Origin of the sequence: Polaromonas sp. 39-63-25, from assembly GCF_002278925.1 — a bacterium.
Classification (GTDB): domain Bacteria; phylum Pseudomonadota; class Gammaproteobacteria; order Burkholderiales; family Burkholderiaceae_C; genus Polaromonas.
This window is the reverse complement of the sequence record NZ_NCJH01000006.1, coordinates 1-15,244: the sequence shown is the minus strand read 5'-3', so window position 1 is coordinate 15,244 and position 15,244 is coordinate 1. Positions and strand designations below refer to the sequence as shown.

Genomic DNA, 15,244 nt, shown 5'->3' with positions numbered 1-15,244 from the left:
AAATAATCAATAAAACAGGGCCTTAGCCCAATACAGACGGACGCAGACTGCTATCAAAAACAGAGTGACTGCCGTCTGGTTATTCGCTGATTGTGCCCGGATGGCGGCAAACGCGCGCCGCTTGAGCGCGGTCCTGCACCGGACGGTACGGTCACATCGTTTCGCCGACGCGGCCGGGCTGCCACACGTCATTGGAGGGCAGGAGGGGAGCGAAGACGTGACAGGGTGTTTCCGTGTGGTTGTTGTTGTGCTTTTCTGGCGGCCCCCTCGGGGAGAGGTCTCCGGCTTCATCATGGTCAGGCTCGGTCGCTGAGGCGACAGCTTTTTATACGGAGCTTCCCCGATGCAATGACAGCGTAGCCGGGGTAGGCTGGAGGCCCGCCTGAAGTGAAACTGGAGCCCCGACTTGTCCGACCACCCCACCGCTGCACCGGCAGCGACTCATCCAGCCCCTCCCCATGACCTGCATTACAAGGTCTGGCCCAAGCGCCTGCCGCACCGCATCTCGGCTCCGGCCACCTCGCTGTGGCACAACCTGGCGGTCAGCGCGCTGCGTTACCCGAACAAGGCTGCACTGGTGTTTTTCGGACGTGTCTTCACCTACGCCGAGGTGCTGGACAAAGCCGAGCGCCTGGCGGCCACACTGCATGAGATGGGCGTCAAAAAAGGCGACCGGGTGGTGCTGGACATGCAGAACTGCCCGCAATGGGTGATTGCCCACTTTGCGATCCTGCGGGCCGACGCCGTGGTGGTGCCGGTCAACCCGATGAACCGCGCGGAGGAGCTCAAGCACTACATCACCGACCCGGACGCCCGGGTGGCCATCACCGCGGCGGACCTGGCACCGGAACTGGTCAAGGCCAATGTCCAGCTGCCGCCCGGGCAGCAGCTGCAACACCTGATCGTCACGCATTACAGCGATGCTTTTGATGTGCAGGCCGAGGCGGCCGCGTTGCCGCCGGCCTGGCAGGAGTGGCTGGGCACGCAGCACCCGGCGCCCGCGGCCGGTGATTGCCAGGTCACGTCCTGGGCCGAGGCACTGGCGCAGGGCGCGCAGGGCCGGCTGCCCGACCACACGGCGACACCGCAGGACCTGGCGGTGCTGCCCTACACCAGCGGCACCACCGGGCTGCCCAAGGGCTGCATGCACACCCATGCGAGCATCATGCACAACGCGGTGGCCAGCTGCCTGTGGGGCAACAGCACGCCGGAAAACACCGTGCTTTCGGTCGTGCCCATGTTCCACATCACCGGCATGGTTTCGGTCATGCATGCTTCGATCTACGGCGGCGCAACGCTGGTCATCATGCCGCGCTGGGACCGCGAACTGGCGGGCCGGCTGATCTCCAAATGGCGCGTCACGCACTGGACCAACATTCCGACCATGGTGATCGACCTGCTTGCCAGCCCGAACTTCGCGGAGTTCGACCTGAGCAGCCTGGTCTACATCGGCGGTGGCGGCGCGGCCATGCCGCAGGCCGTGGCCCAGCGCCTGTGGGAGCAGTACGGCCTGCGCTTTGCCGAAGGTTACGGCCTGACCGAAACCGCCGCACCCTCGCACAGCAACCCGCCCGACGCCACCAAGCAGCAATGCCTGGGTGTGCCTTTTCTCAATGTGGATGCGCGCGTGATCGACCCCTTGAGCCTGGGGGAAATGCCGCTGGGCGAGCAGGGTGAAATCATCATGTGCGGGCCACAGAATTTCTCAGGCTACTGGAAGCGGCCCGAGGCCACCGCCGCCGCGTTCATCGAGATCGACGGCAAATCTTTCTTCCGTTCGGGCGACCTCGGGCGCGTTGACGAAGAGGGCTACTTCTTCATCACCGACCGGCTCAAACGCATGATCAACGCGTCGGGCTTCAAGGTCTGGCCGGCCGAGGTGGAGGCGCTGATGTTCAAGCACCCGGCCATCCAGGAGGCCTGCATCATCTCCACGCGCGACGCCTACCGCGGCGAGACCGTCAAGGCGGTGGTGGTGCTGCGGCAAAGCCACAAGGGGCAGGTCAGCGAGGCGGACATCATCGACTGGTGCAAGGAGAACATGGCCGCCTACAAGTACCCGCGTGTTGTGCAGCTTGTCGATGCCCTGCCGAAAAGCGGCTCGGGCAAGGTGATGTGGCGGACCCTGCAGGAGGCGGAAGTCGCCACCGCCTGAAGTTTGTGCATGAAAAGTGCCTGTAGCCCTTGTCGGGCGGGCGCAGATAGCTATCAAAACAAGAGCAATCTGGAAAAGCCGGAGCCCATGCCCGGCAACATCGGTTAAGGTTCGTCTCCCGGACTTCGAACAGGTGCGACGCTCCAGAGGCGTTGCTTGCGCTCATGGAAAAACCTTCACCGCCCATCTCTGATCCCTTGCACGACAAGCCGCTGGCCGGCTGGCGGCTGCGCCTGTACACCATCATTTTTGAAGCGGACACTCGCGCCGGACGCCTGTTCGACCAGGCCCTGATCGCCGTCATCCTGCTCAGCATTGCCGTGGTGATGGCTGACAGCGTGCAGGCCGTGCGCCTGGTTTATGGCCACGCACTGACCTCCGCGGAGTGGGTTTTCACGCTGCTGTTCACCGTCGAGTACATCGCGCGCCTGCTGTGTGTGCGCCGGCCGCTGAAGTACGCGACCAGCTTTTTCGGCATCATCGATCTGCTGGCTGTATTGCCGACCTACCTGGCGCTGTTTGTCCCCGAGCTGCATGCCCTCATCGATGTGCGTGTGCTGCGGTTGCTGCGTATATTCCGGGTGTTCAAGCTCGCGGCCTATGTCGCGGAATACCAGTTCCTGGTGAGTGCCCTCGCCGCCAGCGGGCGCAAGATCCTGGTGTTTCTGTCGGCCGTGCTGATGGTGGTACTGGTCCTGGGCACGCTGATGTATGTGGTCGAGGGCCAGACCAACGGATTTACCAGCATTCCGACCTCGGTTTACTGGGCCATCAGCACCGTCACTACCGTGGGTTTCGGCGACATCGCGCCCAAGACCGATCTGGGCCGGTTGATCGCTTCTTTCATGATGCTGATGGGCTGGGGCATTCTGGCCGTGCCGACCGGCATCGTGACGGCGGAGATGGCAGCGCAGCGCCGCATGCATTCTGGCCAGGCGCCGACCACGCGCACCTGCCACGAATGCCTGACCGAAGGCCACGCCGCCGATGCGAATTTCTGCTTCAACTGCGGTGCCCGGCTGCCGCCTTACCAGCAGCAGGCCGGCGAGGCATCCTGACGGCGTGAGTTCTAGCCGCCAGCCGTGAGCCGGATCGGCGTGATCTCGACCGACTCGCTGCCGGTGCTCATCCAGACCGTGCCGTCCTGAATCGTCACCTGCAGCTGGATGGTGCGGTTGGCCAGCCTGGCCAGCGCCTGGCTTTGCGCCGCCTCGATCTGCCAGACCACCAGGTTGGCCGCGCGCGTGAGCTTGCTTTCGATGGTCTTCCACCAAACCGGCGTGCTGCTGGCAAAGCTGTAGACGGTGACGCGTTCGGCGCGTCCGGCGGCGCGCATCAGGCGCTTGTCGTCGGGCTGGCCGACGTCGATCCAGTGCAGGATCTGGTCGGTGTAGTCCTTGTGCCACAGGGCCGCCTCGTCGACATCCCACAGGTCCTTGGCGAACTCCAGCTTGCCTTTGTTGTCGTCGGCCGTCACGTTCAGGGCATAGGCCAGCAGGCGGATCATCATGCGTTCATCGGCCTCGGAAGGGTGGCGCGCGATCGTGACGTTGTGGTCGGCGTAGACGCCGCGGTCCATGTCGGCAATGGCCAGTTGTGCTTTGTAGATGGTGGCTTTGAGTGCCATGGGGGTCTGCTGGTTGGGTGAGGGGCGGGTGGTAACCCCCTATTGGAACAGACCTTTGTCCGCCCGCGTGTCCGGGCACCTCAGGCTGGCTATAGTTCATGCATGATCCGATTGTCCGTTCTCGACCAGTCCGTTGCCGTCACCGGCCGCAGCGAAGACGCCTCCATCCGCGAAACGCTGGCGCTGGCTCAGCACTGCGAGGGCCTCGGTTACGAGCGTTTCTGGGTCAGCGAGCACCACAGCCACCCGACGATTGTCGGCAGCGCGCCCGAGGTGCTGATGGCCGCCATCGCCGCGACCACGCAGCGCATTCGCATCGGCAGTGCCGGCGTGATGCTGCCGCATTATTCGGCGCTCAAGGTCGCCGAGCAATTCCGCGTGCTGGAGGCGCTGGCCCCGGGCCGCATCGACCTTGGTGTCGGTCGTGCGCCGGGTTCGGACGGGCGCACCGCCCAGCTGCTCAACCCGAATGCGCGCCATGCGGCCGATGATTTTCCCCGCCAGGTGCGCGAGCTGCAGGCCTGGGTCAGCGGCGTTGATCTGCCCGAAGGCCACCCGGGCCGCGGCGTGACTGCCAACCCGACCGGGCCGGGCGCGCCCACGCTGTGGATGCTGGGCAGCTCGAACTACGGCGCGCAACTGGCGGCGCATTACGGCCTGCCTTATGCGTTTGCGTATTTCATCACCGACGGCCAGGGGGCCGAAGAGGCGCTGGCCATTTACCGCGAGCTGTACCGGCCCAGCCCGCAACATCCCGAGCCGCAGGCCGCACTGTGTGTGTGGGCACTGGCCGCTGAGACCGAAGCCGAAGCCTGGCAGCTTTTCACCAGCCGCGAGCGCTGGAAAATCGACCGCCAGCAGGGCGCGCTGGGGCCGCTGCAGTCACCGACGGAAGTCGCGCAGCGGCCCTACAGCGCGGCCGAGCAGGCCGAGACCGAACGGCTGCGGCGCACGGCGCTGGTCGGCAGTGCCGGGCAGGTGGCCGGCAAGCTGCGTGCGCTGTCCGACAGCCTGCAGGTAGAGGAGCTGGTGGTCATCACCTGGACGCATGACCCGGTGGCGCGCCGCCGTTCCTATGAGTTGCTGGCGCAGGCGTTTGGCAGCACCCCACCTCCGGCCGGCCAGGCCTGAACCCATCACTTCATCAGACAACAACCCCATCAGACAACAACCCGAGGACCCCACCATGACTTCACCCCTGTTCAGCGCCACCATTGCCGGCAGCCTGCCCAAACCTGCCTGGCTGTCGGAAACCCACAAACTCTGGCCGCAGTGGAAGGCCGAAGGCGCCGAACTGGCCCAGGCCAAGGCCGATGCCACGCTGCTCTGGATCAAGGCGCAGGAGGATGCCGGCCTGGACGTCATTGGTGATGGCGAGCAGTCGCGCCAGCATTTTGTGCACGGCTTTCTCGAGCAGGTCGAAGGCATCGACTTCGAGCACAAGGTCAAGATGGGCATACGCAACAACCGCTACGACGCCATGGTGCCGCAGGTCGTGTCCGCGCTCAAGCTCAAGGGGCGTGTGCATGCGGCCGAGGCGCAGCTGCTGCGCGCCCACACGACGAAAAAGATCAAGTTCACCCTGCCCGGACCGATGACGATCGTCGATACCGTGGCCGACCAGTTTTATGGCGACCGCGTGAAGATGGCCATGGCCTTTGCCGAGCTGCTGAACCAGGAAGCGCTGGCGCTGCAGGCCGACGGCGTGGACATCATCCAGTTCGATGAGCCGGCCTTCAACGTCTACATGAAAGACGCCGCCGAGTGGGGCGTGAAGGCGCTCGAGCGTGCCGCGCAGGGCCTGACCTGCACGACGGCGGTGCACATCTGCTACGGCTACGGCATCAAGGCCAACGACGACTGGAAGAAAACACTGGGCGAAGAATGGCGCCAGTATGAGCAAATCCTTCCCGCGCTGGCGAAAAGCAGCATCCAGCAGGTCAGCCTCGAGTGTTACCACTCGCATGTACCGCCGCACCTGATGGCCCTGCTCGAAGGCAAGGACGTGATGGTCGGTGTGATCGACGTGGCGAGCGACGAGATTGAAACCCCCGAGCAGATTGCCGACACCATCGGCGAAGCCCTCAGGTACGTGCCGAAAAACCGCCTGCTGCCCTGCACCAACTGCGGCCTGGCGCCCATGGACCGCGACGTGGCCCTGAAGAAGCTGCAGGCCTTGGCCCAGGGTGCGGCGCTGGCGCGCGAGCGTTACGGCGCCTGAGGCGGGCAGCATGACCGAACTGGCTTTTGCCGCGCCCGCCGAGGTGGGCCTGTGCCCTGACCGCTTGCAGCGCCTGCTGGCCGTGCTGCAGGCCGACATTGACCGCGGGCGACTGCCCGGCGCGGTGGTGCTGGTGGCGCGCCGCGGCAAGGTGGCCCTGTTCGAAAGCCTGGGCCGGCAGAACCCGGCTGCGGGCAGCCCGATGACCCGTGATTCGATTTTCCGCATCTACTCCATGACCAAACCCGTGGTGTCGGTCGCGGTGATGATGCTGGTGGAGCAGGGCAGGTTGCTGCTCAGTGACCCGGTGGCCAGGCACCTGCCGGAATTTGCCAACCAGAAGGTCGCGGTGGAACAAAACGGCCAGGTGACGCTGGACGATGTCCACCGGCCCGCCACCGTGCAGGACCTGCTGCGGCACACGGCCGGCCTGACCTATGAATTTCTGGGAAACGCCGACGTGCAGCGCCAGTACGCCAGGCTGCAGATGGGCTCGCGCGAGCGCAGCAACGCGGAGTTTTCCAGGGTGCTGGCCGGTTTGCCATTGATGTACCAGCCCGGCAGCGTCTGGGAATACAGCCGCGCGACGGACGTGCTGGGGCGGCTGGTCGAAGTGCTCAGCGGCCAGACCCTGGGCGAGTACCTGCGCCGCCACATCTTCATTCCCCTGGGCATGCACGACACCGGTTTCTCGGTGGCCGAGACCGATCACCCGCGTATTGCCGAGCCCTTTGCCCACGACCCGGACGGCGGCGTGCCGATGCGCGTGCTGGAGCCGCGCCGTGCGGCGGCCATGGAAAGCGGCGGCGGTGGCCTGTTGTCCACGGCCATGGATTACGCGCGTTTTCTGCAGTTCATGCGCAACCGGGGCGAACTCGATGGCGTGCGCCTGCTGGGTTCGCGTACCGTGGACTTCATGACCGCCGACCATCTGGGCGCCATCCCCGTCACGGGTGACGTGTTGCCGCCCGGCTATGGCTTCGGTCTCGGGTTTGCCGTGCGCACCGCCACCGGCATCGCGTCCGTGCCCGGCTCGAAGGGGCTGTACTACTGGGGCGGTATCGCCGGCACCACGTTTTTTGTGGACCCGGCCGAAGACCTGTATGCCGTGCTGATGATCCAGGCGCCCAACCAGCGCGACCACTACCGGCCGCTGTTTCGCAGCCTGGTGTACGCTGCCCTGCTGGACTAGAAACTGGTTTTTTTCTCGGAGACACACCATGAGCCACGACACCGGCCACAGCCATCCTCACGGGCACAGCCACGCGCCCGAAGGCACCGACTGGAAACACGACGGTGTGCGCGTGATCCCCGGAGGCCAGCTGGACGGCAATGTGCCGTCCACGCCCGGCATGGACCGCAAGGCGGCCATCAATTTCGCCCGCGTCGGTGCGCAAAAACTCTGGGCCGGCACCGTCACCATCCATGCCAACGCCAAGACTGGTGCGCACCACCACGGCCATCTGGAAAGCGTGATTTATGTCGTCAGGGGTCGTGCCCGCATGCGCTGGGGCGAGCATCTGGAGTTCACCGCCGAGGCGGGCCCGGGCGACTTCATCTATGTGCCGCCCTATGTGCCGCACCAGGAAATCAACGCGAGTCCGACCGAACTGCTCGAGTGTGTGCTTTGCCGCAGCGACGGCGAGGCGGTGGCCATCAACCTCGATATTGCGCCGGCCGAAAAGCCCGAGCAGGTGTTGTGGATTGATCCGACCCACCCGCACGGCGGCGTGTAAAGCGCAGGTCAAGCCGCGGTGAGCCGCGGGTGAAGCTGTTCGCAAGTGCGCAATAACGCACGCTTTGAGATGGGTCGCGCTAACCTTCCCTTACGAATGTCACGTCGTCCTACATCCGCGTTCACATGAGTTGGTTACAACTGAGGCTCAACCAAGGAGTACCCATCATGGATACAAATAACCAGACACCAGCCACCCCCGGCAGCCAGCCCGCCTTTTCGCAACGCATGCAGCACAGCAAATCGCTGATCGCGATTGTGGCCGTGCTCGGGGTCACGGTGATGGCGCTCGCCGCCGCGCTGGTGGTCAATCGCTCGGATGCGCAGCCGGGCGGCACCGAGGCCCAAGCCCCCACAACACAGTCCAGCACGGCTGCCAAGCTGGCCAGCAATGGAACGACCAGCACCCCGGCCAAGCTGGCCAGTAACGGTACGACCAGTACGACCACTGCCAGGCCGGCGCCGGCCAAACCGGTCGTCCAGCCGCGGCCTGCGGTCGTGGCCCAGGCACCGGCACCCAAGCCCGTGGTTTGCGCCGACTGCGGCACGGTGGAAGCCGTGACGGCCGTGCAGCGCCAGGGCGAGGTCAACGGTGTCGCCGTGGGCAACACCACCGTCGGCCTGGGCACCGTTGCGGGCGGCGTGGTTGGCGGCCTGTTGGGCAACCAGGTGGGCGGCGGCAGCGGCAAGACGGCCATGACGGTGCTGGGCGTCGCCGGCGGTGCGTTTGCCGGCAACCAGATCGAGAAAAACATGAAGAAGGTCACCGTCTACCAGGTGCGTGTGCGCATGAACGACGGTTCTGTCCGCACCGTGGAAGTGTCCAGCTCGATTCCCGTCGGCTCCCGCGTGATTGTTGAAGGCAACAACCTGCGCATGGCCTGATGGGTCGCCGCTGCGGCGGCGTGATCCTGCACAGAACTGCGTCAAAGCGTGATGGGTGACCATCACGCTTTTCTTTTTGTCTTTTTCCTTTTCCCGGCCGGCCTCGCATTCCCTGCAGAGTGTGCGAAGATTGTTGGCAGGCAACCCCCTTTCCCCTTTTTATCCTTTTCCCCCTCCGCACACGGCGGACCCCGGCAACCCATGAAAGAAGCGACATGAAGGCTATCTGGAACGGCGCAGTGATTGCGCAAAGCGACGATACCGTGGTGCTCGAAGGCAACCACTATTTCCCCGAAAGTTCGCTCAACCGCGACTACATCACCTTCAGCAACCACCACACCATGTGTGCGTGGAAAGGGCAGGCCAGCTACTACTCGCTGCTGGTCAATGGCGAGATGAACACCGACGCCGCCTGGTATTACCCCGACCCGAAACCCGAGGCCGACAACATCAAGGGCCATGTGGCTTTCTGGAAGGGTGTGAAGATCGAACCCTGATGTCCCGGCCCGAGTGCGTTTTTCTGAAGGAAGCCTGATCATGTTCAAACACATCCTGCTGCCGGTCGACGGCTCGTCCACCTCGATGATGGCGGTCGAGAAGGCCTGCGGGCTGGCCCAGGCTTTCAAAAGCACGGTGACGGTGATCTACGTGATCGATCCCTACGCCTTCAGCGGGGTCGGCACCGATTTCGCCTACGGCCAGGCCCAGTACCTCGGGGCGGCCACGGCGGAAGCCAACGAAGCCCTCCAGGGCGCCACGCAGGTGCTGGAAGCCGCAGGTGTGACGGTCAAGGCCTCCATCATCGAAGGCCACGCGATTTACCGCGGCATTCTGGAGACCGCCGGTGCTGTCGGTGCCGACCTGATCGTGCTGGGTTCGCACGGGCGCCGCGGACTGGAAAAGCTCGTGCTCGGCAGCGTCGCAGCGCAGGTGCTGGCGCATGCGCACTTGCCGATTCTGGTGGTGCGCGACTGAGTCCTTCGCTCGGGGGACTGTCTGATCTTGCCGGATTTGGCATTAAATCGGGTTGTAGCCCATACCCGGTGGGCGCGAACAGCTATTAAGTTTATAGCAACCCATCTTTCAGGCTGTCATCCCGGACGTGATCCGGAATCCATGTGTTTGCTCACTACTCATTTTTTTGAAGCGCTGCAGTTTGCCTGCAAGCCGGGGGTTGCCCGGCGGCAAGTAACTTTCTTTTGTGTCGCCAAAAGAAAGTCACCAAAGAAAAGGCGACCCGACTGTCTGGGTCCTTCCGCTTCGCTCCAGGCAACCTGCGCTGCTCGATTGCGGCGGGGGTCCGCAGAACTCGCTGCGCTCGGACAACTGCGGCCCTGATCCCGCCTCCATCTGCGCTGCTCGGCCCAGCCCGACGGGTGGTAGGGCAAGAATGCGGCAACGGATGCGGGGAGACATGACGCGCGAAGCGCGTCATGTCGGTCTTACGCGGCCGTGATGTTTGCACGCGGCGGTAGCACACGCGGCCAAATGAAGCTCCCCGCCATCGCCCAGCGGGGCGAGGGGAGGGCGTGGGGAGTTGCGCCTACTGTCCAAAGCGGACCACAGACGCAGCGTGACGCCGAAAAAATTCCCGCCGAGAGCTTGCGAACGAAATAGGCCCTCAGCCAATGGCTTGAAAGCGTAAGCAGCTATCAAAGCCGTAGCGTTCTGGAATCAGTCGCGCACATCCGCCACCGGCTGGCTGCCAAAGTCCGGCCGGGCCAGGTAGGCCAGGATGCGCGCGGCGGCTTCGTCGGGCGACGTGAGCTGGCCCTTGTCCTTGAGGCTGATGAAGTTGTGCTGGTCGGGAAAGGCCGACGCGTCGGCGCTGCGTAGCTGGACCTGCATGTCGGTGTCGATCACGCCAGGCGCGAGCGAGCAGACCGCTGCGCCGTTGGGCTTGAGCGCTTCTTCGAGCGCCACACAGCGCGTGAAGTGGTCCATGCCGGCCTTGGCCGCGCAATAGATGGACTGCGAGGCCATGGCCTTGCGTCCCAGTCCCGACGAAATATTGAGCACCTTGCGCCGCGCCGGCCAGCTTTCGGTGGCGCGCAGAAAAGCCGCGGTCAGCTGCATGGGTGCTTCCAGGCCGACACGCAGCCCCAGGCGCAGGTCGTCGGCGTCGGCGTCGCTGAGCGGGCCGATGCGCGGAATCATGCCGGCATTGTTGATCAGCACGGCGCTGGAAAAACCGGCGTGGGCCTGCTCGCGCAGCCATTGTTCGAGCCGCGCACTGGCGTCCGCGCTTCGCGCCAGATCCAGCGTCCACTGCAGGAGCGGCGTGCCGGCGATTTTGGCCTGCGCGGCCAGCGTCTCATTGGCCTTGCGTGAAATGCACAGAAGTGTGTTGCCCGGCATGAGCAGCTTGCGCGCCATGGCCAGGCCCATGCCGCGGGAGGCGCCGGTCAGGATAAATAGGTGTTGGGTCATGGCTGGCAATGTTACCGACAAACGGTGACGCCGTTCCGTGTCCCGGCGATTCAGGCGGCCAGAGTGATGGGAAAGCGGGCCTGCAGGCCGTCGCTGCCCGGCGCAAAGGGCACGGTCAGGGCAGCCCGGTCGGCCTCGCCCAGGCTGCGCCACAGGAAGTCGCGCGGATTGCCGGGGTCGCCGGCCACATACAGCTGGGTGGTCAGCAGTTCCCGCTGTCCGAGTTTGACCTTGACGTGGATGTGCGGTGTGCGCCCGGCATACGCCACCGGGCGCAGGGTGCGAAAGCGGTAGCGGCCTTCGGCATCCACTGTCACCCGGCCAAAGCCCTGGAAGCGGCGGTCGGCCCGGTCGCCGTCACCGGGGTGATGGTAGTGGCCAGCGTGGTCGCATTGCCAGATCTCGACCTGCGCGCCGGCCACGGGTTTGCCGGCCAGGTCGCTGACGCTGCCCTCGATCCAGGCGCTTTGCCCTTCGGGGTAATTGAGCGCCCCGTTGCGCAGCAGGTCATGGTCGCTGTCCCGGGGCAGGACCACCGGGTAATACGGTCCTTCGGTTTGCGCCGGTGTGGCGCGGCGGCTGGCGGCCGGCTGGGCGCGCGGGCCCAGCCACAGCACAGGCGCTGCCACCAGGGCGGCAGCCACGGTGCGGCGGCGCAGCACGGCGGCGGGGGAAAGGGGTGGTGAGGCAGGGCGCATCGACGGTCTCCGGTGATCAGCATGGGATGCGAAGCAGGCGCTGAAGTTCCGGCCCGGCGCCCTGGTCAGAACGGCGCCGGGCTGTCGAACTGCAGGGCCATGCCGCTGACCGGGTGCACAAAACCCAGCGCGCAGGCGTGCAGCAGCAGCCGGGGCGCGCGGGCCTGCACGTCCTCGGGCGCATACAGCCTGTCGCCCAGAATCGGGTGGCCCAGTGCCTGCAGGTGCACACGCAACTGATGCGAGCGGCCGGTGACGGGCTCGAGTTCCACGCGGGTGCTTTGGCTGGGCGCGTCAAACGCCACGGCCCGCCAGCGCGTCTGGCTGGCCTTTCCGCGTTCGGCGTCGATGATGCGCAGCGGCCGGCGCGGCCAGTCCACCACGATGGGCAGGTCGATCAGGCTCCAGCCCCCGGGACCGGCACCGGGTGTGGCCGTGGGCCGGCCATCGACCACGGCGATATAACGTTTGTGGATCTCGCGGCGTTCGAACAGCGCGCCCAGGGCACGCTGGATGCTGATGCTGCGCGCCATCAACATCAGGCCCGAGGTCGCCATGTCCAGCCGGTGCACCACCAGCGCGTCGGGGTAGCTTGCCTGGACGCGTGCGCTCAGGCAGTCCTGCTTGTCCTCGCCCTTGCCCGGCACCGCCAGCAGGCCGGCGGGTTTGACCAGCACCAGCACGGCGGCATCGGCATGGACGAGGTCGAAGCCACTCGCACCGTCATTACCTGCAAGGTCATGGATCTCCGGCCGACCTGCATTCATGATGGACCCATCAGCAAGTACCTTGAAGGAGAAAAATCATGAGTGATGCAGGTGCCATTTCGATTGCATGTGGTTTGATGATCGGCCTGGGCGCGATTGGCGCCTGCCTGGGCATAGGCGTGATGGGCGGCCGTTTCATCGAAGGGTCGGTGCGCCAGCCCGAACTGATGGAGCCGCTGCAGGTCAAGATGTTTTTGCTGGCGGGCCTGATCGATGCCAACTTCCTGATCGGTGTCGGCGTGGCCATGATGCTGCTGTTCGCCAACCCGATGGCAGCTTAGTTTTTGGGTGGCGGGAAGTTGTGCACGGTCGGGGCGGCACGCCGCTGCTCGCGCAGCATGAAGAGGTAAAGGCTTTCGACCTTGTCCCGGGCCCACGGGGTCTTGCGCAGGAACTTCAGGCTGGACGGCACGCTGGGTTCGAAGGTGAAACAGCGGATCGCGATGCGCTGCCCGAGTTCCTCCCACCCATAGTGGTCCGACAGGGCGGTGACCATGGCTTCCAGCGTGACGCCGTGCAACGGGTCTGTCATGGAGCCCCCACGCTCGTCACTTCGTGTACTTCGCTGCCCCCCGAGGGGGCGCTGCGCCTGCGGCCCGGCAAAGCCGGTTCCGCGGCCCTGGCTGGTAAAGAGGGCACTGCCTTATTTGTTTTTCAGCTTGCCGCGCAGGGGGACTTGCGTGACCACGGTCGGGCGCACCGCATCGGGCGACACCGCTTTCGGGGGGGCCGTGTCCTTCTTGGGCTTCTTGACCATCTTGTCCTTGTTTTGCTGTCCTTTTGCCATGGCGTTCTCCGGTGGGTTGATGGGGATGTGGTCTGATTATCAGTGCAACTTGATGCGCGGACGATAGGTGCGGTCAATCATTTCCGACAGCGTGATCAGGGCGGTTTTTTTCCAGCCGCCCAGCGCCAGCTGGTGCTGCTTGTGCAGCGCCCAGTACATGATCTTGGCGAGTTGCCCCTCGATGAAAAAGCTGCCTTTGGTCAGGCTGCCCATCAGGCTGCCGACCGAGGAATACTCCGACAGCGACACCAGCGAACCCTGGTCCCGGAACACAAAGGGGGAAACCGGCTCGCCGCGCTGCAGCCGCGGCAGCGCCCTGACCAGGTACATGGCCTGCTGGTAGGCGGCCTGCGCGCGCGGCGGCACCCAGGTGCCGTCGGGCTGTTGGCAGGCGGCGCAGTCGCCGAAGGCGTAGATGCTGGCATCCGTGGTCTGCAGGTTGCCGCTGACGACGAGCTGGTTGAGCCGGTTGGTCTCCAGGGGGGCATCGCCGCCCAGGGTTTTGAGGAAGTCCGCTGCCTTCACGCCGGCCGCCCAGACCGAGAGGCTGGAGGAAATCACCTTGCCGCTCGCCATCTTCAGGCTGTCCGCGGTGACTTCCACCACTTTTTCATTGGTGTGCACCTCGATGGCCAGCTTGCGCAGTTCGCGCAGGGCCGCGTCGCTCAGCCGCTCGGGCAGTTGCGCAAGCAGGCGCGGCGCCGCTTCGACCAGCACGATCTGCAAGTCCTTTTCCGGGTGGATGTGGTCAAAGCCGTAGTTGGCCAGCACCTTGGCCGAGGCATGGAGCTCGGCGGCCAGTTCCACCCCGGTGGCACCGCCGCCGACAATGGCCACCGTCAGGCGGCCGCTGCCGGCGCTGCGCGGCACGGCCTGTGCGCGTATGCAGGCATTGATCAGGCGGTCGTTGAAACGTTTGGCCGCCTGCGGGCTGTCCAGTTTGATGGTGTGTTCGGCCGCGCCCGGGGTACCGAAGTCGTTGGTCTGGCTGCCCACCGCAATCACCAGCGTGTCGTAGCCGAGCTGCTGCGCCGGCGTGATCTCGCGCCCGGCCTCGTCGTGGCTGGCGGCCAGCTGCACGGTCTTGGCGGCACGGTCCACACCCTCCAGTCGGCCAAGGCGGAATTTGAAATGGTTCCAGCGCGCCTGGGCCAGGTACTCGATCTCCTCGGCGTGGGTGTCAAAACTGCCGGCCGCCAGCTGGTGCAGCAGCGGTTTCCACACATGGGTGCGTGCGGCGTCCACCAGCGTGATTTCAGCCTGGCCCCTTTTGCCCAGACGCTTGCCCAGTTGCGTGGCCAGCGCCAGCCCGCCTGCGCCCCCGCCGACGATGACGATGCGTTGCATGAATTTCCCTCCTCGGCATCAGGCTGCCGGCAGTGTTGTTGTGGCGACATGGTAACTGCCGGGGGAGCCTGGTGCTGCTGCGGGTTTGGGGTGGGGACTCTATCGTTGTGAATATCTGGCTGATGGGTGATTGGTTTTTTGGTGTGGATAGCTTTGGTGGTTGGCCAGCAAGCCGGGGGTTGCCCGGCGGCAACTCCCTTTTCTTTGTCTCGCCAAAGAAAAGGAAGCAAAAGAAAGGCGACCCTGCTGTCTGCGACCCCCTTCGCTTGCGCTACGGGGGCAACCTGCGGTGCTCGGTCCAGCCGGGGCCGGGCTCGAACTCGCTTCGCTCAGACAATCGCCCGTCCTGATCCGGCTGGACCTCCGCTCCTCGGCGCAGCCAGAAGGGTGGTGGGGTCGGGAGCGGGTTCGGGTACGCAGTCGGGCTCCGGCGAGGACGCGCAAAGCGCGTCCTCGCCTCCTCGAATTGGTATTGGTATTTGTATTTCTCCCAACCCGTCGGGCTGGGCCGAGGAGCGCAGGCAAAAGCGGATCAGGGCTCGCGATTGTCTGAGCCGAAGGCGAGTTCGAGCGAGACCCCGCTTTTGTCGAG

The 15,244-nt window shown here is 65.1% G+C and carries 17 protein-coding genes; 10 read left to right on the top strand and 7 right to left on the bottom strand.

Annotated elements, in window-relative coordinates; genetic code table 11:
- The first annotated feature begins 463 nt into the window (after window positions 1–463).
- Both B7X65_RS06635 and B7X65_RS06630 read left to right on the top strand, forming a co-directional pair.
- Complete coding sequence (locus B7X65_RS06635; protein ID WP_293594091.1) at window positions 464–2,155, top strand: long-chain fatty acid--CoA ligase; 1,692 nt, start codon at window positions 464–466, stop codon at window positions 2,153–2,155.
- Window positions 2,156–2,319: 164 nt separating this feature from the next.
- A complete protein-coding gene (locus tag B7X65_RS06630; protein WP_293593510.1) occupies window positions 2,320–3,213 on the top strand; it encodes an ion transporter in 894 nt (297 codons plus the stop codon).
- Window positions 3,214–3,224: 11 nt separating this feature from the next.
- Here the strand turns inward: B7X65_RS06630 and B7X65_RS06625 are convergent, their stop codons facing one another.
- Window positions 3,225–3,782, bottom strand: a complete 558-nt coding sequence (locus tag B7X65_RS06625; protein ID WP_293593509.1) for a YaeQ family protein — start codon at window positions 3,780–3,782, stop codon at window positions 3,225–3,227.
- A 105-nt stretch (window positions 3,783–3,887) separates the two neighbouring features.
- Between B7X65_RS06625 and B7X65_RS06620 the strand changes: the two genes are divergently transcribed.
- The 7 genes from B7X65_RS06620 (at window position 3,888) to B7X65_RS06590 (ending at window position 9,598) form a co-directional block, all read left to right on the top strand.
- Window positions 3,888–4,913 (top strand): LLM class flavin-dependent oxidoreductase, encoded by a 1,026-nt coding sequence (locus tag B7X65_RS06620; protein WP_293594090.1) that lies wholly within the window; start codon window positions 3,888–3,890, stop codon window positions 4,911–4,913.
- A gap of 67 nt (window positions 4,914–4,980) precedes the next feature.
- Window positions 4,981–6,003, top strand: a complete 1,023-nt coding sequence (locus B7X65_RS06615; protein WP_293594089.1) for a methionine synthase — start codon at window positions 4,981–4,983, stop codon at window positions 6,001–6,003.
- Between the two features lie 10 nt (window positions 6,004–6,013).
- Window positions 6,014–7,195: a serine hydrolase gene (locus B7X65_RS06610; RefSeq protein WP_293593508.1), complete on the top strand. Its 1,182-nt coding sequence runs from the start codon at window positions 6,014–6,016 to the stop codon at window positions 7,193–7,195.
- A gap of 28 nt (window positions 7,196–7,223) precedes the next feature.
- Window positions 7,224–7,739 carry a cupin domain-containing protein gene (locus B7X65_RS06605; RefSeq protein ID WP_293593507.1) on the top strand — a complete coding sequence of 172 codons (516 nt, stop codon included), beginning with the start codon at window positions 7,224–7,226 and terminating at the stop codon, window positions 7,737–7,739.
- Window positions 7,740–7,906: 167 nt separating this feature from the next.
- A complete protein-coding gene (locus tag B7X65_RS06600; protein ID WP_293593506.1) occupies window positions 7,907–8,623 on the top strand; it encodes a glycine zipper 2TM domain-containing protein in 717 nt (238 codons plus the stop codon).
- A 215-nt stretch (window positions 8,624–8,838) separates the two neighbouring features.
- Window positions 8,839–9,120 (top strand): DUF427 domain-containing protein, encoded by a 282-nt coding sequence (locus B7X65_RS06595; RefSeq protein WP_293593505.1) that lies wholly within the window; start codon window positions 8,839–8,841, stop codon window positions 9,118–9,120.
- 40 nt (window positions 9,121–9,160) lie between these two features.
- Entirely contained in the window at window positions 9,161–9,598 is a 438-nt protein-coding gene (locus tag B7X65_RS06590) for a universal stress protein (RefSeq protein ID WP_293593504.1), read from the top strand.
- A 699-nt stretch (window positions 9,599–10,297) separates the two neighbouring features.
- Here B7X65_RS06590 and B7X65_RS06585 read toward each other — a convergent pair.
- From B7X65_RS06585 to B7X65_RS06575, 3 genes are all read right to left on the bottom strand, one after another.
- Window positions 10,298–11,053, bottom strand: coding sequence for an SDR family NAD(P)-dependent oxidoreductase (locus B7X65_RS06585; protein ID WP_293593503.1), 756 nt, complete (start codon window positions 11,051–11,053; stop codon window positions 10,298–10,300).
- Between the two features lie 50 nt (window positions 11,054–11,103).
- Entirely contained in the window at window positions 11,104–11,751 is a 648-nt protein-coding gene (locus B7X65_RS06580) for a protocatechuate 3,4-dioxygenase (protein ID WP_293593502.1), read from the bottom strand.
- A gap of 65 nt (window positions 11,752–11,816) precedes the next feature.
- Window positions 11,817–12,518, bottom strand: a complete 702-nt coding sequence (locus B7X65_RS06575) for a pseudouridine synthase (RefSeq protein WP_293593501.1) — start codon at window positions 12,516–12,518, stop codon at window positions 11,817–11,819.
- A gap of 38 nt (window positions 12,519–12,556) precedes the next feature.
- Between B7X65_RS06575 and atpE the strand changes: the two genes are divergently transcribed.
- Window positions 12,557–12,799 (top strand): F0F1 ATP synthase subunit C, encoded by a 243-nt coding sequence (gene atpE, locus B7X65_RS06570; RefSeq protein ID WP_293593500.1) that lies wholly within the window; start codon window positions 12,557–12,559, stop codon window positions 12,797–12,799.
- Here atpE and B7X65_RS06565 read toward each other — a convergent pair.
- The 3 genes from B7X65_RS06565 to B7X65_RS06555 form a co-directional block, all read right to left on the bottom strand.
- On the bottom strand, window positions 12,796–13,050 hold the full coding sequence (locus tag B7X65_RS06565; RefSeq protein ID WP_293593499.1) for a VF530 family protein: 255 nt from the start codon (window positions 13,048–13,050) through the stop codon (window positions 12,796–12,798). The genes atpE and B7X65_RS06565 overlap by 4 nt on opposite strands.
- Before the next feature lie 111 nt (window positions 13,051–13,161).
- The gene (locus B7X65_RS06560; RefSeq protein WP_293593498.1) at window positions 13,162–13,305 is read right to left on the bottom strand and encodes a hypothetical protein; all 144 of its coding nucleotides are present in this window, start codon (window positions 13,303–13,305) and stop codon (window positions 13,162–13,164) included.
- A 39-nt stretch (window positions 13,306–13,344) separates the two neighbouring features.
- The gene (locus tag B7X65_RS06555) at window positions 13,345–14,652 is read right to left on the bottom strand and encodes an NAD(P)/FAD-dependent oxidoreductase (RefSeq protein ID WP_293593497.1); all 1,308 of its coding nucleotides are present in this window, start codon (window positions 14,650–14,652) and stop codon (window positions 13,345–13,347) included.
- Window positions 14,653–15,244 lie beyond the last annotated feature (592 nt).